The sequence below is a fragment of the Sodalis sp. dw_96 genome (genome assembly GCF_018449575.1).
GTDB lineage: Bacteria > Pseudomonadota > Gammaproteobacteria > Enterobacterales > Enterobacteriaceae > Acerihabitans.
This window is the reverse complement of sequence record NZ_JAAVUT010000016.1, coordinates 38,434-63,555: the sequence shown is the minus strand read 5'-3', so window position 1 is coordinate 63,555 and position 25,122 is coordinate 38,434. Positions and strand designations below refer to the sequence as shown.

The window sequence follows — 25,122 nt, the reverse complement described above, 5'->3', positions numbered from 1 at the left end:
AGGGGCTCGTCGTGGAACAAACAATCGCTGAAACGCCGGAAACCCGGCAAGCAATACGTAATACCATTCTCAGCGCCATCATCGGCACCACCGTTGAATGGTATGATTATTATCTTTATGCTACCGCGGCGGCAACGTTATTCAATAGATTGTTTTTCCCCTCTTTCGACCACCTGATCGGCACCATTTTAGCCTTTGGCAGCTTTAGCATCGGGTTTTTTGTCCGTCCGTTCGGCAGCGTGCTGTTTGGACATCTCGGCGATCGCATCGGCCGTAAAAAAGTCCTGGTGATCACGCTATTATTAATGGGCGGGTCCACCACCCTAATGGGGTTTTTGCCCACCTATGCCCAAGCCGGTATTGCGGCACCGGTGCTATTGACCCTGCTTCGCGCCCTGCAAGGGCTTGGCTCGGGGGCGGAATACGCCGGCGCGGTATTAATGGTGGTTGAAAATGCGCCGGTCAAACGGCGCGGTCTCTATGGCGCAATGCCTTATATGGGCGTTGCCCTGGGTTTATTACTCTCTCTGGCCACCTTTAACCTCTCTTCCCATTTTTCCAAAGAGGCTTTTGACATCTGGGGCTGGCGTATCCCCTTTTTGTTGAGCACCGTGGTGATTGTGATTGGCGTTATCCTGCGCATGAAGCTGAAGGAGTCGCCCATATTTGAAGAGCTCAAACGCAGGAATGCCGTCATCAAGAATCCGGTTCGCGAGGTTTTCAGGACATCAAAACGCCAACTGTTTTGTGCCTGGGGCGCAAGGTTGGGCGACAATTCACTGGCCTATATCTATGAATCGTTTGTTATCGTCTATGTCACCCAGCAGCTGCACATCCCCAGAGAAACCATTGTTACCGCGCTGATGTTCAGTACCGCATTACAATTTATCACCGTGCCTTTATTTGGCTGGGTCTCCGATAAGGTGGGACGTAAACCTGTTTATATAGGAGGCGCCATTTTATCCGGTCTGGCTATTATCCCTTTTTTCCATCTATTACAAACCCGTGAATTGATCTGGATTTACAGCGGTCTGTTTCTGGTCTCCTCCATTGCCAAAACCATGATGACGTCGGCGCAAAGCCCATGGCTGGCGGAAATGTTTCCTTCGCGGGTCCGCTATACCGGGTTTTCACTGGCGAGAGAGGTTACATCGCCGATTTCCGGCGGAATAGCCCCGATTATTGCCCTGAGTTTATTGGCCGTGGGCGGAGGAGATCCCAAGCTGGTTTCCGTCTACGTCATTGTTTTATCGGTTCTCACCGCCCTGTCCGTTTTTTTGGGACCGGAAACCCGCGGCCGCGATTTACGTGATATCGACACCAAAAACGATGAGCAGGCCGGAGCACACAGCGCATATTCATCCACTCTGAGCCGGTAATGAAGGGTATTTGTGACATAAACATTAAGTGAGGAGCCTATGAAAATAATCCGGGTTGAGCCATTACATGTCGGCCAGTTCATGTTTGCCCGTGTGGAAACCGAAAGCGGACTGGTTGGCTATGGAGAATCGGGTGCCTGGGGACATATTGAGGCGTCGGGCGCGGCAATCCGCCGTTTTGCCGAATACCTTGAAGGGAAATCGGCTTTTGATATCGAGCATCATTGGAATGTGATGCACCGCTTTAGTTATTTCCAGGGGCTTGCCATCAATGCCGCCATTTCAGCGATAGATATCGCGCTTTGGGATATTAAAGGCCAGGCGCTGAATGTGCCGATTTATCAATTACTGGGGGGGCCGGTTCGTCAAAAAGCCCGGATATACGGTCATATCTACGAGCAAAACATCGAAAAAATACTCGAAGAGTGTCAGGCTAAAATGGAGGCGGGATTTACCGCATTCGGTCATCTCAACCCCTTCCTTGACGAAGGCAATGACCAGATTTATTTCAAAACCCACATTCGCAAAATGCGTGATGCCATCGATAATGTCCGGCGCATGCGTGAAGTGGTCGGAGATCGGGTAGATTTACTCATTGAGCTTCATCGTCGCCTGACGCCGCCGGAAGCGGTGACATTTACCCGCGGCATAGAAGAGTATCACCCGATGTTTGTGGAGGACCCGATCCGGCCGGAAGGTGCCGATGCCATGGCGCGGGTGGCGGATAAAATCCATGTTCCCATAGCCACCGGCGAGCGTTTTTCCACAATCTATGAATTCCAGGCCCTGTTAAGCCGTAATGCCATGGAGTTTGCCCGAGTGGATTTGTGCCTGTGCGGCGGCATTACCGGCGGCAAAAAAGTCGCGGCGATGGCCGAAGCGCACCATGTCCAGGTTGTCCCCCACAACCCCTTGTCCCCCATAGGATTGGCCGCCTGTTTACAATTGGCGGCCGCCATTCCCAATTTTGCCATCCAGGAATATGCCACCGGGTTTGAAGCGGGAATCTTTGAATCTCGTCCCGAGCATTTGGGAAGCAATATCGTGGATAAGGTTCCCCTGCCGTTGAACGGTTTTGTGGATATTCCCGACGGGGCCGGTCTGGGCATGCGCTTATTACCGGATGCGCAACGTATTCGTCCGCCATTGAGCAAACCGATTTCCATGCGTCCCCATCTGGACGGATTTATTGTCGATCAATAACCAGGTGACAGGGACATGGACACTAAGGAGCGACGCCCAGGGAGGGGCTGATTATTGCCAACGCATCCGCATCTTGAAGTATGACGGGTATATCGATTATAAGCTAACGGCATTATAATAAGGCACCCTGTCGTCTGAGCTTTTCTTTTATTATGACCGAGCTTTTGAAAACCCTGCCTGTTGATGTGATCTCCATTCAGTCACAGGTCGTCTATGGCTGTGTAGGTAATAGTGTTGCCGTCCCCACCCTGCAGAAAATGGGGCTGAACGTTGTCCCCGTGCCCACCGTGATGTTCAGTAATACACCGCATTATCCCACCCTTTACGGCGGTGCGCTGCCGGATGACTGGTTCAGCGGCTATTTGCAGGGCCTGCACGATCGCGGCGTCACCGAGAAGGCCAAAGCCATATTGGTGGGATACATGGGCGGCCCTTCCCAGGCCAAAATTTTGGCCGAATGGTTAGCCCGGCTTATCGCCGCCCGGCCCGATATACAGGTGATCATTGATCCGGTTATCGGCGATTATGACACCGGCATTTACGTCAATCCCCTGATGACCGAGGCTTATCTTGACGCCTTACTCCCCCTGGCCCAGGGGATGACGCCTAACTGTTTTGAGCTTGAGTTATTAACCGGACATCCCATCACCGATATCAACAGCGTGATTGCCGCGGCCCGGACGCTGCTCACCGGCAGAACCCAATGGGTCGTGGTCACCAGTGCCGCGCCAGGGGACAACAGCGGCAGTCATGATGAATTGCGGGTAATTATGGTGACCCGGCACAAGGAGCAGGTTTTTTCACACCCGCGCATTGCCATTTATCCTAAAGGGACCGGGGATCTGTTCAGCGCGGCGTTAACCGGTTATCTACTGAAAAACGCCACCCTGCCGGATGCCATCGAGCGCTCCTATGGCGATGTGATGGCGGCCCTTGAGCGCACCCGCAAGTTTGGCTATGGCGAGTTGTTGCTTCATGACGTTGAACGTTGAACGTTGGATGTTTAATGTTGAATGCCGATCTTTGACCGGATGGGCAGGTCGGGCCTTCACGGGCCGTCCGATCCGGGGGTTTTAAGACGGCGAACGATAACCACACAAAGAATATGGACTTATGGCTGTTCTACGCTTACAGTTTATCGGTAGCGATTCATTTTTTTGACTTATCGTCCACGGGAGAAAAAGCGTAATGCCAATAAACAATGCACTTCCCGATACTGTTATCGAAGCGTTCCATCTGATGTGGGACAACTTTCCGGAACCGGCTTCGCTGGTGCATAAAAGCCGCGAGGTCATAGCGCTGAACAAGGCCCACCAGAAACTGGGCTATTTACAGCCGGGAATGAACTGTGCCAAGCAAGGTTCGCCTGAGGCGCACAAGGGATGCCTGGCCAACAAGACACTGAAGTTCGGGCAGGCGGCCTACACCATCATGCGACCCACCGCCGATAAGGAAGTTATTGCCTACTGGCTTCCGGTGGATGGCTATCCGGATTTTTTCATTCATTTCGGCGTGGGAAACACTATCGATTACCGGAAAGGATCCAGTGCCGCCAAATCGGTGGTTATCTTGCGGGAACAGGCATAACGCTGGTTCGCGTTTCCTCCATTGAGCCGCTATACCGATGAAACTGATTCTGTAAACAGATCGGTAGACAGATAATGTAAACCGGTATCAGCGAAGATAACGACAATGGTCTTGCCTTTATTTTCAGCCCGTCTGGCCAATAGCGTTGCGGCGTGCAGAACGGCTCCCGAGGATGTCCCTACCAATATTCCGTCGGATTTCGCCACCGCCCTGGCAGCCGTTCTGGCCTCGCTGGTCTCTACGGCAATAGCTTCATCAAGGATGTCCAGGTTGAAAGTATGGGGAATGCGATCCGGCGGCATGTCTGAGAATCGATGGACACCGGCTATTTCATCCGGTTCCGGATTGTCGTCGGTTGGGACCGAATCCGGTCCCGGCTGTACCGCGACGATGTGGATAAGAGGCTTTTTTTTGCGCAAATAGGCGCCGGCGCCGGATAATGTTCCTCCGGTACCCACGGCCGCTACCAGAATATCCACATCGCCATCGGTATCACGCCAAATCTCGGGGCCGGTGGATTTTTCATGGATTGCAGGATTGATTTTATTTTCAATTTGATATGAAAAGAAAATATTCTTTTCTTTTGACAGAATCACATCCACCAGGGCGCGGGTAGCCGCAATAAAATCCCCGTGGGTTTCTTCCATAATCCTGTTATAGGGCTCCACTTGCGAAAATTTTATGACTTCGCCGCCGAAAGCCTGGATAACTTTCGTTCTTTCGATACTCACCCGATCCTGTATATAGGTTCTGAATTTATATCCCCGTGAAGCAGCAATCGCAGCCAGCGCTATACCGGTATTGCCGCTGGTTGTTTCGATGATTGTGTCGCCTTTTTTCAGTAATCCCCGGTTTTCCGCATCTTCCACCATCGCCAGGGCAATTCGGTCTTTGACACTATTATTGGGATTGAAATATTCGAGTTTTGCAATGATGTGTGCATCCAAGCCCAGCAGTTTCTCGTATTGAGATAATTCCAGCAAGGGGGTATAACCGATGAGTTCCGCAATGGATTTCTTTATATTTCTGCCCATGATAAATCCTCTTTAAAAATTTAATTCATTAATTAAATCGCCGCGTTTCCTAATGGCATTAATTTTATTAATTAAAAATAAAACCCGCCTATGAGACATATTTTATACACGTCACGCAGGTTATGTATGCCATATACGTTATGCAGACTATCGATACAATGACTGTTATGATTGCGATAAATGTTATTGGCCGGTATAAATTATTTATTTAAGGAAGATAAACTATAAAACCAATCTTGACATGCCAACCGTATAAATATCTTCCAATAACTTTAACCCACCGCTGTAACCGGCAATACTGCTGTTCATCACCAGTTTCTCCAGCATAGGATAAGAAATATTGATATAGAGCCCCTCCAACCGTGCGGCGAGTTTTTTTTCATAACTGCTGCCAAAAATCAATGGAATGCCGGCAAAGTCCACTTTTGCGATCTCTTCATGAATTTCATAACCATTAGTGGAAAATTCAACTTCGGTTTCGATACCATAATTTAATTTTTTGAATTCATTTTCTATCAAAGAACGGTATTTTTTAGGCGTATCATCCGTGATAAATTGTTTGGTGGGGAACATGCCCAAATCGTTGGTTAAAAATTTTGTTACCGCCAGGCTGTACTGCGCGTCGGACACCACTGCGAAGCGCTTGGACATAATACGTAACTCTAAAAAGGTGTTGGCATAGCGTTCGATATAATAATAATACTCCGCTTCGGACTCAGCGATAACGCTATTCACTACCTCGGGGGGAATGCCGGCGGCCTCGGCAACCGCACGCAAAAATTTCGACGTTTCAAACGCGCCAATGGGCAACACCGGATAATGCAAATAGGGTGTAGCGTATTGGTCATGCAAAAAGACAACGCTTTGAATACCCGCCCAGGGAGACACTAAAATATTCAGCTCCGCCGCCGGGATTTTTTTTATGTTGCCGATACCGCGGTCATGGCCAAAAATGGTGTTGGGTTTAAGGCCCAGTCTGGTCAAAAGATGTTCGAGCGTTCGTAAATTACCCAGCCAATAGGGATCATAAAGCGGGGGACCGGCAAAGAGATTGACACATCCCTTTTGGGTCACAACCTTCTCTTTCGACAAAAGCTGATCAAAAATGCCCGATAACACCCAGTCATGACCGAGGATATTATTCCCTTTGAAACCCGGGGTGTTGACATATACCACCGGCTTACCCTGCCGCTGGAATTCGCGGCTGATTTCCTCCACGCGATCGCCGACGATTTCCGATGTACAGCCGGTTAACACCACAAACAAATCGGCATTGATGACTTTCAATGCATTTTCAATGGTGGCCTTGAGCTTATCGTTACCGCCGAAAATTACTTCTTTTTCGCTGATACTGGTGCAAGGAAAAATATTCGGTGAAAAATGCCCTGAACTTCCTTCCGCATTATTATTCAGTTTTTCCGCGCATCCCGGCCCGGAATGCAAAATGGGAATGGCGCCGGGAATGGATTGTACGGTGCGCATGGCCCCCAGCGCACAAACATATCTTGGCTGATCGAGAATTTTTGTCATGGCTTATTCTTTCTCCAGCAGCGCATCATTGTTTTGCCGATACCACCAGTCGGTATAAGGCATGCGGGTATGGGCAGCTAAATTTTTCTCAAAACTGCGGTTGCGCACGGTGTCCAATATGGTCTTGGCAAATGAGAGCATGCCTTTGTAGCCAAAAATCATATACTCGTCGGCAACGTACACCGAGGCTATTCCCTGTTTCACCGCCCATACCGTCGAACCAGGATGGCGCGAAAAATAGAGATCCGGCTGCTGCGTATTGAGAATGTTCATGACTTCAAAATTTTGCTGATCCGCGACGCTTAGCGGAAAATTATTCGCCGCGTGCTTATCCAGGAAATCCATCGCCGGCGGCGGCTGCCCGTTATCGTGTTTATAGTCATAATGCCAGGCAGCCGCCCAAGCCACTTCGATGCCGAGTTCTTGTAAAACCCGCGCGACCTCATAAGTATACCCCGGCCCCATGCCGATAACCGCCCGCAGCCCGGCAAGCTGCTCGGCCAGCGCGGTTATCTGCGGCAGGTATATCGCCCTCTCACGTTCGATATAGCTCTCCACCTCATAGATTTTATTGATAACCCGGCCGATTTCCCGTAACCAGGCTTCATAACCGATCACGCCCATTGGATTAAGGGTTCGGATATAAGGCACGCCATACAGCGATTCCAGCCCATTACCCAAATAGGTCCCCAATGTTCCGCAAATACAAACCGTCGCCAAGGATTCGGATAAATGGGAAAGATCTTCCACCGAAGAATTGGTATACAAAAATTGGGTTTTAACGCCGAATCCAGCGAACAGGTCGGTAATTTCCTGCCGGTGGCTTTCGTAGAAATTTTTAAAATTAATCACCTGCCGTTTTTCTTTAGGCGGTTTAACGATACCCTGGAGTACGGCATGGTCGGCGATATCAAAACCGGAAGCCCAGATCCTGGACTTAAAACCCTCGCAGTGCACGGCGATAACGGGAATGTCCAATTCTGATTTTAAATCCGTGACTAATCCGTCGATATCCTCGCCGATAACACCGCTCACGCAGGAGCCGGAAATAAACAAGGCCTTCGGCCGGTAGGTCTCGACTGTTTTTAATACAATTTCACGCAGTGAAGTTAACCCGCCAAAAATGGTATCTATTTCATTCATATCAGTGCCGATAATCACGGTTTCATATTTCTTACCAACCTTCACCGCCAATTGTTCACCGATAACCGTTGAACCGGGTGCCACGGCGGTACAACCGGCCGGCGTGTGGTAAATAACGGCGACATCCATAATTCTCGTCAGTTGTGAAATGGCACAGCTGGAAAGGCAGGTGCTTGACTGGCTAAAGCAGCGCTCCCGGTTTTTTACCTGACCGCAGCGGGTCTGCCGAGTCAAATTGGCCAAATCGCCCTGGTAGCCGGTAATGGATCCCAACCGGTTTTCGCGCGTTCTGACATTGGAAGAACGTATATTGATTGAGTTTATTTTCATTATTTTTTAAAGGATACGACCGTATCCCCCAATAACCATGCATATTATGTGGGTTAATAGCCGAACTTTAAGGCGTAATTTTACAGAAGTAAAATGCCCATATTGAATTTGTATATTTATTTATGATGTTTTATTTGCGACAGGTTAAACACCTAATGACGACTTGGAATTGCCATTGACATCTTCCCCTACCTTGCCATCATCACCTACAGCCGGGAGGGTGATGTTGATAGCAAAGTCGACGCGGGCGAGGAGTTGCTCATTGTTTACCGCAGCCGGTTCATTTTGGATATCGCCCCGCGATACCATTTTCACTCCCAGCAAACCTTTACCCAAACCTTTAAAAAACAGTTCGGCCTTACGCCGCGAGTTTATCGTCATTCCGCCGATTGGTCAGCACGAGGTCATCTCTATGAAATGAATTATATAGCATGATTTCTCTTTATCTTTGAACAGTAGCCCGCGCAGTGGAAATTAAAGGGGCTTTGCACTAGGGATGACATATTTCGACTGGTCGTATCGCTCATGCTGTGGCGCCAGAGCGTGACGTCGGTCGTGAAAAACCCGCCGGATACATTTATTTACACTTTACGATACGTTTCATTACTCTCCCTGTTTTCTCTTCTTCCTCATTCTTAATGTTAATGGTATTAATATTCATTCGTATTTTACCCCTAAAAATAATTGAAAGAGGTCCAAAACGTTAGCCACACTCGTGATAGGCCTGCGTGAAGGTCTGGAAGCCGCGCTGATAGTCGGCATTATAGCGGCGTTTCTGCGCAAGAACGGGAAACGTCTGACGGCCATGTGGATTGGCGTTGTATTGGCGGTGATACTCTCCATTATCGTCGGCGTCGGCCTTGACGTGGCCGAGCAGTCCCTGCCCCAGGCCCGCCAGGAAGGAATGGAAACCATTATCGGCGCCGTCGCGGTGTTTTTTGTCACCGGCATGATAGCCTGGATGAACGCCCACGCACAGGATATGCGGCGGCAGCTTGAGGCCGAAGCGGCGAACGCGTTAAGCCAGGCCAGTGCCTATGCGCTGGCCAGTATGGCTTTCCTGGCGGTGTTGAAAGAGGGCTTCGAAACCAGCGTGTTCCTATTGGCGACGTTCTCGGTGGCGCAGTCGGCGCAAATGGCCGTCGCAGGCGCCGTCATCGGGTTGCTGATGGCCGTTGTTATCGGTTGGGGTATTTATATCGGCGGCGTGAAAATCAATCTGTCCCGGTTTTTCAGCTTTACCGGCGCCTTCCTGATTCTGGTTGCCGCGGGACTGGTGATCTCCTCCCTGCGCACCGCCCATGAGGCCGGCTGGCTGAATGTCGGTCAACAGGCAGCAATGAACCTGTCGTGGCTGGTGGCGCCCGGGACCATACAATCCGCGCTGATTACCGGCGTACTGGGTATCCCCGCCGACCCCAGGCAGATTGAGGTGGCGGGCTGGCTGATTTATCTCATCGTGGTCGCCCTATTTGTCTATTGGCCATTATCCCTGCGTCCGGGGCCGCGTTTGGCCGCCCGGCTTCAGATAGCGGCGGCCGCGGCGTTCGCCGCCGTTGCGCTGGCTATGGTTATGTTTTATCCGGTCCCCCGGCCCGCGGTGCCCGAGCGGGCCCCGATAGTAGCCGCGGCGGACGCCGCCCCACAGCCCATCGGCACCCTTCGCTTGACAGCGGCGTCCGAGGATTCCCCGGCCACCCTGCAAGTTGCTCTCAACGATGGGCAAGGGAAAACGCTGCTCCTGTCCGAAGATCAGCGCCGGCAGGAGCAATATGAAGGCATCGACGCTTCCGTCTGGACCCTCAGCGGCGCCAGCCCGGTGGCTGATTCACCCTCTACGGTGACCCTCGACGACGTCGTGACGCTCAATGGCGGACGCATCCCCATCGGCCTTAATCCCCAGCAGCATCCGGGACCTTTCAATGCCTCCCTGTCGATGAATTGCTCCACCCGGGTGTGGGTTGCCGACGGCGTACTGCTGGATGCCGGCAGCAGCGTCAATAACCTGCTCACGCTGTCCGGCAGCGGTCTGCAGACCCCCCGTACGCTGATGGTAAACGATGCCGGCGCTCCGCCCGCCGCCTGTCACTGGCAGGTGGATGAGGCGTACCGGGACAAGGCCGTCGCCGCCATGAATCTCTTGGTGTTCGCTCGGGAGGAACGGCAGTTCTGGGCGGTAGTGCTGCCGACCGCGCTGGCTATCGCCTCGATTCTTCTCATGATTTCCGCCGCCCGAATTCTAATTCGGCTGTGCCGCGCCGCCAAAGCCGTCACCGCCGATTCAAAACCACACCACAGTCTTAATGCCGATAATCTGGATTAATAAAGGAGCACTACATGCCGAGCACCACCCAACCGTCACGGCCGTTCATCACCACCGCCGGTCTCACGACGCTTATCCTGTTCTCTTCAGGCATCTATTCCATTAATGCCTTGGCGGACAATACCCCGGCGCCGGTAAAAAACGGCGTCTCACAGGTGAATATCACCATGACCGGTGATAATGACGGCACCTGTGTTCTCGATCATAGTTTCGCCAAAGCCGGCCCTGTGACCTTTTCGGTAACCAACAAAACCGCCACCGCCATCACCGAGATAGAACTGCAAAGCAACAACCGCATACTGGGGGAGAAAGAGAATCTGGCGCCCGGCTTGCCTACCGTCAGCTTTACACTCACCCTTGACGGCGGCGCCTATCAGATCTACTGCCCCGGCGCGAAGCATGAGATGGTGAATTTCAGAGTCACCGGCAAAAGCGCGGCGCGGCCCACCGGCAGCACGGCATCGATTCTCGCCGTCGGCACCAAAGGTTATGCCACCTATGTAAACGGGGTGGTTGACGCCATGAAAACGGCGGTGGACCGGCTGAAATCCGACATTGACGCCGGCGATCTGGCCAAAGCCAAAGCGGATTACCCGCAGGCCCGCCCGTTCTATGAACGCGTTGAATCGGATGTGGACGGTTTCGTTTTGCCCGGTTTCAAAGCCACCGACAACGCGGGTAATCTCGATTATCTCATCGACATGCGCGCCTCCAACCTTGATCCTAAAGTCGGCTGGCACGGCTTCCACGCCATCGAACGGGATTTGTTCCAGAACGGAAAAATCACTGACCAGACCAAACAGCTGGCGGCGGAGTTGCAGGCTAACGTCATCAAGCTCGACAATGTGGTGAAATCCCTGAACTACAAACCTGAAGATCTTGCCAACGGCGCCGCCGATCTCCTTGAGGAAGTGCAATCCACCAAAATCAACGGCGAGGAAGAAGCCTTCAGTCATTATGACCTGGTGGACTTCGCCGGCAACGTCGAAGGAGCGCAACAGGCTTTCGCTTTCCTTGAACCCGGTATGGAAAAAATTGACCCCGACCTCACCAAACAGGTCAACGCCCAGTTTGCCGCCGTGCATACCCTGCTGGAAACCTACCGCGATCCAGGCGTACCCGGCGGTTACAAACTCTATACCGAGCAGTTGAAAGCCTCCGATGCCAGCAAACTCAGCAAGAGCATCCAGGCCCTCCAGGAGCCGCTGTCCAAAATTTCCGAAAAAGTCGCCACCGCAGGCAAGGAACATAAACTATGAGTGATAAAGACACCCCGGTCGACAGACCGACCGGGGAGTTTTCCCGCCGCGATGTGATCCGCGGCGCGGTGGTGGGCGCCCTGGGCATATCCACCTACGCGGGCGCCGCTCAATCCTTGCCTGCCGATGAGAAGGACAGCGTGGACCTGACGCGGTCCCACCCTTTCTATGGCAACGCCGAACAGGCGGGCATCCGTACGCCGCCCCAGCGCTATACCTTCTTCATGACCTTTGATCTGACCACCACCCAACGCACGGAGCTGCAAGTCCTGCTGGCACGCTGGTCGGCGGCCATCGCCCAGTTGACGAAAGGACAGACCATCGGCCAGGTGGAGCCGGTGCGGGACTTCGGCGTCGGTTTCGACACCGGCGAGGCACTGGATCTCGGTCCCGCTTCCCTTACGGTGACGGTGGGTCTCGGGCCCAAGGTTTTCACCGACACCTATGGCCTGGCACAGCATAAGCCCCCGTTGCTGCGCGAGTTAAAGCAATTGCCCAGCGATGCCATGAAGCCGGAATTAACCGGCGGCGATCTCTCGCTGCAAGCCTGCGCAGACGACCCTCAGGTGGCTTATCATGCCATCCGGGATTTGGCCCGTATCGCCAAGGATACCGGCGCGGCGTCAACCCGCTGGACGGTGATGGGCTTTGGCCGCGCCTCCGCCGGCAAAGGCCAGTCCACCCCGCGCAACCTGTTGGGATACAAAGACGGCACGCGGAATATCATGGACACCGCGGACTTTGAAAAATTTGTCTGGATAAAGGAGGGCCCGGACTGGCAGCGTTACGGCAGCTATCAGGTGGTGCGCAAAATTCAGATCCATATCGAGAATTGGGATACCGACCGGGTCAGCAATCAGAATGCGGTGTTTGGCCGCCACAAGGTTTCCGGCGCCCCGCTGTCAGGGGTCAAGGAGTTCGATACGCCGGATTTCCATAAGACCGGCGCCGACGGCAACCTGGTGATCCCCGCCACCGCGCATATTGCGTTGGCCGCTCATGAGAACAACGGCGGCCTTAAAATCCTGCGGCGCTCGTATAATTATACCGACGGCATCAACAATGTCGGGCTGCTGGATGCGGGACTCCTGTTCATCAGCTACCAGAATGACCCGGCCGCGTTCGAGACGCTGCAAACCAGGCTGGGTGCTTCCGACGGCCTTAATGAATATATTTCCCATATCGGATCGGGGATCTTTTTCGCTCCTCCCGCCCCGCCCGTGGGTTCCTACATCGGCGGCAACCTGTTTGTATGAGGCGTTATTCATCATTGAGCCGCGGAGGAGAAAATCGGCGGTTTGCCAGCACCGGCAAGTTCTGGCGCGCATAGGCAATCCGCTCGGGAGAGAGTTCGGTAAATACCAGCGCCGGCGCTTCCGCCGCGCGGGCGATGGCGACGCCCAGCGGATCCACCGTCATGCTGCCGCCGATATTGCGAGGACCGCATTCTCCCACCGCCACCACATAACAGGTATTTTCCAGCGCACGGGCGGTCACCAGCACCTCCCAATGCATCTCCTTCAGCGGCCCTTTGACCCAGGCGGACGGCAGCACCAGCACATCGGCGCCGTCCAGCACCAGGCGCCGGGCCAGCTCAGGGAAGCGCACGTCATAACAGGTCATCAGTCCCACGCGCATCCCGGCCACCTCCACCAGCGGCGGGATCTCGTTGCCGGATGCGACGTTATCGGACTCCCGCATGGAAAAAGCATCATATAAATGCAGCTTGCGGTAACTGGCGATAATGTCGCCGTTGCGCAGCGCAATCAGCACATTCCAGGCTTTAGCCCGCGGCGCGGGAACATGCACGCTCATCATGGTGGTCATATTGTTGCCGCGACTTGAGGCCAGCAGCTGCGTGACAAACGGGCCGTCCAGCGGCTGCGCCGCTTTACGCGCAAAATCGGGATCGGCGATATCCCGCGCCAGCACCGCCTCCGGCAAAACCAGCAAATCGGCGCCGCCCTGGCGCGCCTGGTTCATCAGGGCGATACAGGTTTCGGCATTGGCCTGCCACTCGCGGGCGACCATAAACTGACCCATGGCGACTTTCATCATCAGGCTCCTGTTGCGATGAACGGAAAAAGCTGCGAGACCTCTGTCTGATAATAAGCGCCTCAGCGCGGGATGATAAGCGTTGTACAAAAGAACAATAAAAATGAGTGCGGCGCCTTTCATCGCCTGGGCCGTTTAATCCCATTAAAGACAAATGGTTAGTGGATTATGTTATTTGCACCCTCTTGATCGCCAAGCGTATAAGTTTTGTGGCAACAAAAAGCACATCAAAAAAAGTGGAATGCCAGGAGCGCGCCGGCAGCGCGCACAGAGAGGATTGAAGTGCAATGAAACCGAATTACGTCAAGGGCCTTAGGTGGTGGATCATCGGACTGGTCATGTTCGGGGTCGTCCTGAATTATTTAGACAGAAGCGCCCTGTCCGTGGCAATGCCGACTATCGGCAAGCATCTGGCCATCACGACGCAGCAGTATTCCTATGTGGTGGCCGCGTTCCAGGGTGCGTATATGGTGATGCAGCCCATTGCGGGATACCTTTTGGATCTCATGGACACCCGCATCGGGTTCGCCGTCTTTACGGTACTGTGGTCGGTTGCGTGCATGCTGCACGCCTTTACCACCGGCTGGTTATCCCTCTCCTTCTTTCGGGGCTTGTTGGGCTTTTCCGAGTCCGCCGCCATTCCCGCCGCCATGAAGGTTGTCGCGGAGTGGTTTCCCGACAAAGAGAAATCCGTGGCAACCGGCTGGTTCAACTCCGGCACCTCCATCGGCGCCATGATAGCGCCTCCCCTGGTGGTCTGGTGTATTCTAAGCTACTCATGGCAGGCGGCATTCCTGATAACCGGTGTGCTCGGCCTCTTTTGGGTCGCCGTCTGGCTTCTGGTGTATAAAGACACGGAAGGCCATCGCCGTCTGAACCCGCAGGAACGTGATTATATCGTCGCCGGACAGTCCATAGCCGAACCCGTCGTCAAGCCAGGCAAAACGTCCTGGACGGCGCTGCTCAAAAAACGCGACCTGTGGACACTGATGGCCTCGCGCTTTCTGGTGGCGCCCGCATGGGCGACGTTCACGTTCTGGATCCCGATTTATCTCACCACCGTTCGCGGCATGAGCCTCAAGGAGATTGCCCTCTTCGCCTGGATGCCGTTCCTGGCGGCGGATCTGGGCAGCATCGTCGGCGGCTATCTCTGCCCGTTATTCATGCATCAATTCGGCGTGTCCCTGATTACGTCGCGAAAACTTGTGGTCATCTTTGGGGCATTGCTCATGTTTGGTCCCGCGTGCATCTGGCTGGCAACGGACAAATACACGGCGGTGTTCCTGTTCTGCATCGGCGGATTCGCCCACCAGGCGCTGTCGGGATCGCTCATCACCCTGGCATCGGACATTTTCCCAAAAAGCGAAGTCGCCACCGCCAGCGGCTGGACCGGCTCGGCGGCATGGCTCGGCCAGGCGTGCTTCTCCCTGCTCATCGGCGCCACCGTCGCCACTATCGGCTACAATCCTTTGTTCATTTGCCTGGCCTTTTTCGATGTGCTCTCGTCCATCATTCTATGGACGATGCTTCCCTCCACGGTCCCCCGGAAGGACGAGACGGTTGCGGTCACGCCGGGTTGACGGCGTCCAAAGAACGCCGGTACGACAAGGTTGCCTGTTCTAATGTATGGTCCGTTCCAAACGTTCCGACAAGGTTGCCTGTTCAGAGCGTCCGGTACGATCTATTATCGGTTTAACCTGACGACATTACCGTCAATTTCCGCTGCCTGATAAGATGACTATGACCGCTCCGAACGTATTACTGATCACCGCGGACCACTGGGCCGCTTCAATGATGGGATGCGCAGGCCACAGCGCAATAATGACCCCCACCCTCGACCATCTGGCCAGGACCGGTACCCGGTTTACGAATTGCTACAGCACCTGCCCCGTCTGCATCCCGGCTCGCCGCTCGCTTATGACCGGCACATTTCCCCGCACGCACGGCGATCGTGTCTATACCGACAGGCTGCCGATGCCGAACGTGACGACGCTGGCCCAATCGTTCAGGGACGCCGGATACCAGGCGTACGCGGTGGGCAAACTTCACGTCTATCCCCAGCGCAACCGGATTGGCTTTGACGATGTCATTCTCTCGGAAGAGGCCCGCTACAACTTTGGCGTCACCGACGATTATGAGATATGGCTGGGAGAGAATGGTTATCTTGGTAAAGAATATGCCCACGGCATGTCCAATAACCAGTATTACACCCGCCCCTGGCATTTGCCCGAGGATGCCCACCAGACAACCTGGGCCACCTCGCAGATGATCAAAATGATTAAACGCAAAGACCCGACGCGGCCGGCATTCTACTACCTGTCATACGTACATCCCCATCCGCCGCTGGTGCCTCTGCAAGCCTACTGGGATATGTACGACGGGGTGGATATCCCCGCGGCCCCGATGGGAGACTGGCTGGACGCCGACGCCGCAATGCTCAAGCGATACCGCCGGGACGCGGCCCCCTACAGCCCGCAAGATATAAAAAGAGCCAAACGGGCCTTCTTCGCCCTGTGTACCCATATCGATCATCAAATCCGTCTGCTGATAGGCACACTGCGGGAAGAGGGACTGCTGAACGACACCATCATTGCCTTCACCGCCGATCACGGCGACACGCTGTTCGACCATGGTCTGACGGCCAAAAGAACTTTCTACCGGAACGCAACCAACGTGCCCCTGATACTTACCGGGCGCCCGCTTGGCGCCTATGCGGGAATGACGGATAACCGCGTTGCCTGTCTTGAAGATATCATGACGACGCTGCTCAACGCCTGCGGCATCGCCTCTCCCGCCTCCGCAGAAGGCCGCGATCTGCTGAAGGGCGAAAGGCGCGACATGCTCTATGGCGAGGTATGCGAAGGGGTGGTGGCCACCCGCATGGTCACCGACGGACAGTATAAGCTGATCTATTATCCCTACGGCAACGTCCTGCAACTCTTTGACTTGCGGAAAGATCCGGATGAAACGCACAATCTTGCCGCAACCGCCGAAGTCCAGACGGTGGTTAATAGATTAACAGCTTTTTTGATTGCCAATTTGTATGGCGGGGATGAACAGTGGGTTGAGAACGGCAAACTGGCGGGGGTCGTGGATTCAGCTCCGATGGATCCCGTTATCGATTACGGGCTTAATAACCAGCGCGGCGGGCATTGGCCGGCACCCAAAGCGGGGTGAGCCCAAAACGGGGTGAGCCGAAACCTTGTCTGAACTCGCCCCGGCGCCCTATAGCTTACTTAACCCACGCGGCAAAGCTGTTTCCATTAACATAAGTCATATCTCGTAAAAAAATATTCAGTTATATAAAACATCAATTAATACAGTTGATTGTAACAGCCAACAGGCTTTAAGAGCGCTTTGCGCCTGCTGCCCTCTGGCTAATACTTAGCTATCTTAGTAATGTCTTATGTAACAGCACGAAGGCTTGCTCATGAAAAGCGGTTATCTATTACTGACAAATTTTGTTTATGAGGAGTAAGTTATGAAAAAGATCGGTATCAATGGTTTTGGTCGTATCGGACGTTTGGTGTTGCGTCGGATTCTGGAAACTAACAGCGAAGTGGAGATCGTTGCCATTAACGATCTCACCTCCCCCAAGGTGCTGGCCTATCTGTTGAAACACGATTCAAGCTACCGGGACTTTCACGGCACGGTGGATTTCACCGACGACGCCATCATCGTTAACGATAAGAAAATCGCGGTCTATGCCGAGAAAGACGCCAAAAATATCCCATGGGGCACGCTTGGCGTAGAGATTGTGATTGAGTCGACCGGCTTTTATGCCTCCAGTGAAAAAGCTCAGGCTCATTTGGACGCGGGGGCGAAAAAAGTGCTGATATCCGCCCCGGCCGGCAATATGAAAACCATCGTTTTCAACGTGAACTGCGATACCATCACCTCCGAAGACACCTTCCTTTCCGTCGCGTCCTGCACCACAAACTGCCTGGCGCCGATGGCTAAAGTCCTCAATGACAGTTTCGGCGTCAAAATCGGTACCATGACCACCATTCACGCTTATACCGGCACCCAGTCGCTGGTGGACGGCCCGCGTGGCAAAGATTTGCGCGCATCCCGCGCGGCGGCGCAAAACATTATTCCCCACACCACCGGTGCGGCGAAAGCCATCGGCCTGGTTATTCCTGAACTGCAAGGCAAGCTGAAGGGCCATGCCCAACGCGTGCCGAACCTCACCGGTTCGGTTACCGAGCTGGTGTCGGTGCTGGATAAAAAAGTCACCGTGGATGAAGTCAATGCCGCGATGAAAAAAGCCGCCGAAGGCAATGAATCGTTTGGCTACACCGAAGAAGAAATCGTCTCTTCCGATATCGTCGGCACCCACTTTGGCTCGGTGTTTGACGCCACCCAAACCGAAGTCAGCGAAGTTGGCGACCTGCAGTTGGTGAAAACCGTCGCCTGGTATGATAACGAGTATGGTTTCGTTACCCAGTTGGTACGCGTGCTGGATAAAGTCGCGGCATACTGATTTTCCACATCTTTCCTGCCTTCTCTTCCCGGAGAAGGCTATAAAAATTTTCATCTTAAAATCATCATATTGTTAACCAAAACGCCAAGTAATTGTGCGGACAAATCTTTTTAAATAGGTACTGTCTGTAATAAACACAGTCTAAATTAAAACCAATCTGGCAAAATGCATTCTTGCCGAAAGATCTTTTATAATGTTATCGGTGAATTTAATGTCGCTAGGAATCAGAAATAGTGTTGGCTCTTAGTCTGAGTATGCCGTTAAGCAGCGTAGCTGTGCTGTCACTCCTGTTAACTCTAACGTCAGGCATTTATCGTGAGCGCGGTGGGCGTCATCAGATATATTGGCAACATTCATTGGCCGCCCTCATTATATGTACTTGATGTAAAGTTTTCTTTATTAAACGTTTGGAAAATATTGTCTCCGGCTATTAGATAATTCGAGGACCATCAGGGAATAGATGACAACCTGCCGTTGAGACCCTGCATATTATGGTTCATCATGTTGTTAACCGGAAGCGACTCTAATTAAGCAGACAAAAGAATTTTTAACAGGTAAGGTCTATATTAAATACAAAGAGGAAAGCTCAAGACAATAATTGACATAATTAAATAAACTTAACGATGAATATAATTTAAACCTATAGAAGGCTAGTCATTAATATAACATAAAAAATCAATAGTACCCCCGAAGACTATAGACGCAGAAAAATGCCAAACTCATTTATAGAAAAAAATTACATTACAAAATGCAAGTATATAGCCAATTCTTGGTCATTTTAGTAAAAAGAGACAAAGCATCAATTTCAATTTTTCATATAATATCAGGAGTTTAAAAATGAACAACATATCATGTTCTGGCAACTCTTATCCGCCAAACATCATCCATCCGCAGACTTCGGGCATTATCCCTCCCCCCGTTCTGCATCAATCATCATTAGATAGCAGTGTTGCTAGCGGAAGCATGGCCTCTGGATGGGAAAAAAAAACGGCGCGTCATAAGGTATCACCTCCTTCTGCAGAGAATAACCTACAACATTGTGCGCAAGAAGAAATCAATGCGGATAATTTATTTTCCTGTGTCGCAGAATTAAAGCGGAATATCGATTTTTTATTAAAAGCGAAAGGAAGTAAATACGTAACACTATCCATTGAGGGGAAAAAAAGCTCGATATTGGCCAAAATAGTCGTTTTGCCCAGCGGGAGAGAAATATACGTGGGGAATCTTTCAGGTAAGATGATGGTTTCCGACGGCACGCTTTATCATCTGGAACATACCTCAGCCAATCAGAACAGTGTTATCTCCTCATTGATGCTGGCATGGGCCCACGGAAGCATGGCTTTTTGTCAGCCTCCTTCACAGCATGCAACACGCCAGAGTGATGCCGATCTACCCCGTCCGGGATACGATGGCTTTCAGTCTGCAACCGCGGCATCAACGGCTGTGCCGCAAATCGCCGCACATTCCTGGTATTCTCCTATTTTTTCAGTCTGGACGAATATCATTATGCGACCCGCAGAAGCCCTGTTGAATGCATTCACTTTACCAGGAGCGGCGGCAACTGAAACACGGGGTTCCCCAGATGATATTTTTGAAGAAGAGTGGCCCAATGATATTAAAGATCTTATTAAGGATGAAATAACCCCTATTCCCATGAGAAACGGATGCCATCCATCCAGAGACTACTTAAACGAAGATAACTATTTTGTAGTCGATAAATCGTTGACCTTTATGATCGATGGAAAAAAAACGACACTGTCAATGCCCCACCGCGATGCTCAGAGTGAATTTGAGCATTGGGTGTCAGTTTTCTCTCTCACCCCCTCCCCTTCCGCTGATTCCCTCGAAATGCTATTGTCTTTTGATCAGTATATTGGGGAAAAAGTACAGCTAACTTTTGATAAAGGCAATATTTTATCAAAAGAAAAAAAATATGTGCATCTTATTCTCTTAAAAGGTATGGTTGAAAAAATTATCAATGGCTGTCTTGAAAGGACTGAAGTAAGCACTGCTACACAAACCGCCATAAAAAAATATGAAAAAAAACAAATCAAGATTAATCGCTTTCTTAAAACCGAGGCAATTGATTTAAAGAATTTATTTAGTGAATCTGAAATGGACATGATTTACGAAACCCTAGAGTTTAAAAGAGGCGTAACATTTGAAGATGCGAAAGGTACCATTCACGCATTATATAAAGATGCCGATTATGAGCAAAAAGAAAAATATGTTAAATATTATAAAATATTATTACTGATGGAAGAAGCAAAAATACATTATTGCAATGAACTCAACGCTGTTCCAAATTCGACAACCCTGGAAAGGGTACTTTATAAGAATGACATGCAGTTATTGGAAGCAATATTTAATGAAAACATAGAAATAGCTAACAGTTTAATTAAAAAGAGGATTTTTTACAGCGTATTTGAATTTACTCGAGGAAACGACGTTAGTTTACAAACTGAAAATCTGCTAATGCCTGGAGAATTAACAAAATATAACACATTATTTCAACAGCCAGAACATGAAGTTATCGAAGATGACCTTTTGAAGAACTTTTCAGCTGAACTTACAAATTATTTAAACTTGCGTAACGAGCATGGTTCTAATTTAACCAAGACCCTAAAAGTAATAGAATTATTTAGAGAAAACGACGAAAAAGAACTCAATGTAGATCCTTGGCACGAGATAAACCTCATGCCCTTCAAAAGGGCTAAAAAATTATTTTTTGAAATAATTCACTCCAGTCAAGAGAAAAAAACATACATAGCCTTACCCGCTACGTGGCAGAATGATTATAATACTCAGTTATTTAATGATAAAATTTCATATATAAATTCCGATATTTTAATATCCTTACAAATGGATTTTAATAAGATAGTCAGCAGCATCTTGGACAATGGAAAATTCATAGAAGCGGAAAGTGAGGAACAGCGCATCATTCAGGCTAAACTGGCAGCGGTGGCGCTGACTTTCCCGAGTGATTTAATACGAACTGATTATGATTCACACCTGATATCTTATAAAGACAGTGTCAGTCAAGGGTATATATCTGTCCTAATATCGGCAGCAGCCTACTGGTATCTTTCTACACTCAAAGCAGAAAGCCTATCCCATACACTGCGAGATGCTCATGTCTTGACAATCGTCCGTCAATTTGTCGAGCAAGAACATAACATTGCCACGGAACTCAATCTGGCGGCATCGGAGAGGTTCTCAAGCGTTTACACTTTGAAACCCTCCAATGAATTTGACGATAAACGTGATTATTATAATCAATTTATTGATTATAAAATAAACACTATTAAAAGAGAAGCAAAATATAAAACATTTTTTGCTATAAAACACTCATCCATTGGCTATTATGATCTGATTTACAATCCCCAAGAAGTTTACACCTTTAAGGTTTACTCCAGAAAATATATCCAAAACACCTTGGCCAATGCTCCCAGCGTATTAAGCCCAGCGACAAACCTGGGTTTTGTGTCCATCGCCAAAACAGAAACGAATCGTTTATTTCTTATTTCGACCCTTGCGGATTTTACCTATATCAATGATGTTACCGAGCTTATGGATGATTTATTTATTTCACGTATAATAAAGGAATGGGTGAGTGCGCCGGATCGGCTGGAGACGAAAAGTCGCAACAAATTCGCCGTCACCCTGCGCGAGTTGCAACTGCTCTTTTGTTCATCTGAACAAGACAACAATGATAGCAATTTCTCTATGGATTTATTATTAATAAAACCGCAGGAAAATGAATATTCAACTCCCTCATCGGAAATTACCTTCTCCGCGGTAAAAGAAATTGATCTTAATCAAAATTTACGAGATTTTATAGACACTTTGAATGTTAAAACCTTATTGGAAATTTGTAATGGTCTAAAATTTTCTTTAATTAAACCAACTTGGATTGATTTTATTACAATGAATATCCCTTTTTATCATACCTTAGAGAAATATTGGTATGATGCCGATATGACGCTCAGATTCGAAGATGTCATTTTTGATATTTTTGATTTACTCATTACTCTAATTCCCGCAGGAGTTGTCGCTGGCAGGCTTCCAAAGAATTTTATAGTGACTATTTTGAGCTCTGCTAAATCCAAAAATATCCCCAAACAACTATTCAGGAGTTTTTTAATCGCTGAATTTGCAAAAATCTTACCGGGCATGTCTCTCTCTTTAGCGAAAAAAGCGTCGAGTGATTTATTAGGATTTATTAGTCCACTGCCTTTATCCCTACAATCGACATTGCGCTTGCCCTTAATATGTTATAAAGGTTTGAAGATAAATATGCATTTTGTTAATTCAAGAACGAAGACACAAAGAATATTTCGGGAAAATTTGCGCAATAAATGGAGCATGAAAACAACTCCTGAAAAACTGAAGCCGCTTAGGGATGGCATCTATATTGAAGATGAATGGAGTAAAACTGCCCGGCATTTTATTAAAGATAGGAACGATATTTTCCAAGTTCAGCGCGATGAGACAAACAACGTTTGGCGTGTTCTTGATCCTGGTGCAAACGAAGGCATGAACAATGCGGTAGCGGTTGCGCCACATGGAGTAAACGCTTGGGAAATTAATCCATTGGATGTTAAAATTGAATCGCCGGCCTTTTCATATCATGCCCCTGCATTGACGGGTAAAAATATTATCCCGGATATTGAATTTGAAAAATTTCCCCCTGTGCTGATGAGCCACGCCACTGAAGATAATTACGCAGAAAGCCACCTGCGGGTGCTGAGCTTTTTTTTGACGGAAAATGATTATTATATAAATGAGCTATTATCCTCTCATTTTAGCAGAGATAGCATACTCTTGGCATTGTCCGATCGGCTTAAGGGTAACGTCTCCAAAGCCCAGATTTTCTCCAGTGAGGATTATACTTCGTTACAAAATAATCTAATTGAGGAATTTTATAGTCTCTCGACTAAATTCGAGACGAATATCAGTTTCCGGGCCATCAATTTCTGGATCGACAAACTTGATTACAGCCCTATTAATCATATTCTGATTAATTATAAAATCGGTAATAATGTTTACATTTTAGACTTGCAGGCACTTAGGCCGCCAAAAAATATAAACACCAGCACCACGCAGGTCTATTTAGAAAATGATTGGCTAAGAAAATACAAAACCGATTTACCCTCAACATTGACTTTAGTGAAATATAAAGATTACATCGATATTGATGAGGCCTTGTTATTTTCAAAAAAAGGGCACCTTTCACCTTCACAGGTAATCGAAAATTCGTATCTGCTCAGGGAACCGGCATGGTATCTGAGTTCCGTATTGAAGAACAGCCACACCTCTATGAAAAAGGCCTATCCAATAACATCCGGAAACAGTCCCGGTTTCCGTGGTATCTGTAGAAAATCCTTCAGAAATTTGAAATCAATGACGCCCTTTGAAGCCCTACCGCCCAAGGTACTTGAAGAGGCAGGCTTTATTGATAAAGACCAAGCGAAAGTACTTTTAAGTCAACTTAATATTTCGAAATCCAATATTATTCCCGCCGGCGCTTTTTTAGATGCAGGCGCGCTGATACCAAACCTTGATATATTTATACGTATTAATCCAGGAAAATTGGTGCTCTATTACGATCAGATTGGCATACTGAGTCATGCCCAGGTGAGCATCGGCAATGGGCGTTTCGCCAGCATAGGCAATGCTTTTTTCGACCCCCAGCTGTCTGATCGGCCTGCCATATTAACGGCTGAAGAACTAGGTGTGTTTTATGGAAAAACCTTGGAGCTCAGGCACAATAATATGAAATTGACCGTTATTGCCGGCAGTATAAAAGGCAGCGAAGAAACATTGCCGACAATTGCCCCCACCAAAATGATATTAAAGACCTTGGCGGTGAAAGGTCATGGCGAGGAAGTCATTGAGAAATTGATTCCAATGCCTCGGGAAGAGATGCTGCTGGGTAAACATTGGGAAATGAGTCAAGTCCCTAGTCTTAAAGACCATATTCAGATCAAAGTGCATGGTATGCCCTTCAATGTCAATTACATGGACGCAATGGAATTTTCCCATGTTGTCCGTGGCCTTATGCTGGCCAAGCCTGACACTTACCCTTTGGCTACACTGCGACAAATCGATCTCTTTTCATGTTTTAGCGGGTTTGGCGGCAAATATTCCATGGCGCAAGTCCTGGCAAATGAGTTGCAGGTAAGGGTAAAAGCCTATCCCAGCATGATTAGCAAAGACATTGAACAGAGGCATCCCTCGTGGTTTCATATTTATCAGCCTATGAACACCGACCTGACGGGCAATAAAAATCGTTATGTCTTCGAAAGGCAGAATGACCAGTTGCAGGGTATCATCTCAATGCATACTCAACTACATGATTTTGTTTCATATCTTGCGCAACTGAGAACAACATTCTTTCCTATCCGAGGCAAACGAGCAGTGGCCGGCGAGCCAAAATTCATCGGCTTACCTTACATACCCAGCATACAAACCGCATTAGCGAAATTAATTCTGGGTATATTACCTTTACACCAATTTATAATGGATTTTGATATCGCAAAGGAAACGGAAATAGAGCTTAAAAGGCTCATAACTGATTATCGATTTGAGGAAAATGATCCGGATGACAATTATTTCCAGCTTTATTTTGACATCATTTGTAGCATTGAACGTTTTAAAGATATCGGCAACGGCTGGAAAAGGTTTTCCACTCCTTGATGCGCCGGGTAGGGATTACCTTTTGTCAAAACACATTTCATGAGATGAAACAGGGGGCGGATGCCCCCACAAGTACCCGCGCATAGCGGACTATCCG

Annotated in this window: 15 protein-coding genes and 1 pseudogene; 12 read left to right on the top strand and 4 right to left on the bottom strand. The window is 49.6% G+C overall.

What is annotated here, in order from left to right; translation table 11 throughout:
- The first annotated feature begins 11 nt into the window (after positions 1-11).
- From HB631_RS19885 to HB631_RS19870, 4 genes are all read left to right on the top strand, one after another.
- Positions 12-1,379, top strand: coding sequence for an MFS transporter (locus tag HB631_RS19885; protein WP_213992918.1), 1,368 nt, complete (start codon positions 12-14; stop codon positions 1,377-1,379).
- 39 nt (positions 1,380-1,418) lie between these two features.
- The gene (locus HB631_RS19880) at positions 1,419-2,582 is read left to right on the top strand and encodes a mandelate racemase/muconate lactonizing enzyme family protein (protein ID WP_213992917.1); all 1,164 of its coding nucleotides are present in this window, start codon (positions 1,419-1,421) and stop codon (positions 2,580-2,582) included.
- A gap of 152 nt (positions 2,583-2,734) precedes the next feature.
- The gene (gene pdxK / locus HB631_RS19875; RefSeq protein ID WP_213992916.1) at positions 2,735-3,574 is read left to right on the top strand and encodes a pyridoxine/pyridoxal/pyridoxamine kinase; all 840 of its coding nucleotides are present in this window, start codon (positions 2,735-2,737) and stop codon (positions 3,572-3,574) included.
- Between the two features lie 196 nt (positions 3,575-3,770).
- On the top strand, positions 3,771-4,169 hold the full coding sequence (locus tag HB631_RS19870; protein ID WP_213992915.1) for a hypothetical protein: 399 nt from the start codon (positions 3,771-3,773) through the stop codon (positions 4,167-4,169).
- Between the two features lie 29 nt (positions 4,170-4,198).
- Here the strand turns inward: HB631_RS19870 and HB631_RS19865 are convergent, their stop codons facing one another.
- The 3 genes from HB631_RS19865 to HB631_RS19855 form a co-directional block, all read right to left on the bottom strand.
- Complete coding sequence (locus HB631_RS19865) at positions 4,199-5,203, bottom strand: cysteine synthase family protein (RefSeq protein ID WP_213992914.1); 1,005 nt, start codon at positions 5,201-5,203, stop codon at positions 4,199-4,201.
- Positions 5,204-5,425: 222 nt separating this feature from the next.
- Positions 5,426-6,733, bottom strand: coding sequence for a nitrogenase component 1 (locus HB631_RS19860; RefSeq protein ID WP_213992913.1), 1,308 nt, complete (start codon positions 6,731-6,733; stop codon positions 5,426-5,428).
- A 3-nt stretch (positions 6,734-6,736) separates the two neighbouring features.
- Positions 6,737-8,206 (bottom strand): nitrogenase component 1, encoded by a 1,470-nt coding sequence (locus HB631_RS19855; protein ID WP_213992912.1) that lies wholly within the window; start codon positions 8,204-8,206, stop codon positions 6,737-6,739.
- Positions 8,207-8,479: 273 nt separating this feature from the next.
- Between HB631_RS19855 and HB631_RS19850 the strand changes: the two are divergent.
- From HB631_RS19850 to HB631_RS19835, 4 genes and pseudogenes are all read left to right on the top strand, one after another.
- Positions 8,480-8,611 (top strand): annotated as a pseudogene (locus HB631_RS19850) (AraC family transcriptional regulator); the annotation flags it as partial.
- 310 nt (positions 8,612-8,921) lie between these two features.
- The gene (gene efeU, locus HB631_RS19845; protein ID WP_213992911.1) at positions 8,922-10,529 is read left to right on the top strand and encodes an iron uptake transporter permease EfeU; all 1,608 of its coding nucleotides are present in this window, start codon (positions 8,922-8,924) and stop codon (positions 10,527-10,529) included.
- Positions 10,530-10,543: 14 nt separating this feature from the next.
- Positions 10,544-11,788 carry an iron uptake system protein EfeO gene (gene efeO / locus HB631_RS19840; protein ID WP_213992910.1) on the top strand — a complete coding sequence of 415 codons (1,245 nt, stop codon included), beginning with the start codon at positions 10,544-10,546 and terminating at the stop codon, positions 11,786-11,788.
- Positions 11,785-13,044 (top strand): Dyp-type peroxidase, encoded by a 1,260-nt coding sequence (locus HB631_RS19835; RefSeq protein ID WP_213992909.1) that lies wholly within the window; start codon positions 11,785-11,787, stop codon positions 13,042-13,044. The genes efeO and HB631_RS19835 overlap by 4 nt, the downstream gene beginning before the upstream one ends.
- A 4-nt stretch (positions 13,045-13,048) precedes the next feature.
- Here the strand turns inward: HB631_RS19835 and HB631_RS19830 are convergent, their stop codons facing one another.
- The gene (locus HB631_RS19830) at positions 13,049-13,843 is read right to left on the bottom strand and encodes a deaminated glutathione amidase (protein ID WP_213992966.1); all 795 of its coding nucleotides are present in this window, start codon (positions 13,841-13,843) and stop codon (positions 13,049-13,051) included.
- A 287-nt stretch (positions 13,844-14,130) separates the two neighbouring features.
- Here HB631_RS19830 and HB631_RS19825 point away from each other — a divergent pair, with 287 nt between their 5' ends.
- From HB631_RS19825 to HB631_RS19810, 4 genes are all read left to right on the top strand, one after another.
- Positions 14,131-15,423, top strand: coding sequence for an MFS transporter (locus HB631_RS19825; protein ID WP_213992908.1), 1,293 nt, complete (start codon positions 14,131-14,133; stop codon positions 15,421-15,423).
- Positions 15,424-15,583: 160 nt separating this feature from the next.
- Positions 15,584-17,020, top strand: a complete 1,437-nt coding sequence (locus tag HB631_RS19820; RefSeq protein ID WP_213992907.1) for a sulfatase-like hydrolase/transferase — start codon at positions 15,584-15,586, stop codon at positions 17,018-17,020.
- Between the two features lie 304 nt (positions 17,021-17,324).
- Positions 17,325-18,326 (top strand): type I glyceraldehyde-3-phosphate dehydrogenase, encoded by a 1,002-nt coding sequence (gene gap, locus HB631_RS19815; RefSeq protein ID WP_213992906.1) that lies wholly within the window; start codon positions 17,325-17,327, stop codon positions 18,324-18,326.
- Between the two features lie 837 nt (positions 18,327-19,163).
- Entirely contained in the window at positions 19,164-25,025 is a 5,862-nt protein-coding gene (locus HB631_RS19810) for a hypothetical protein (protein ID WP_213992905.1), read from the top strand.
- The last annotated feature ends 97 nt before the right edge of the window (positions 25,026-25,122 follow it).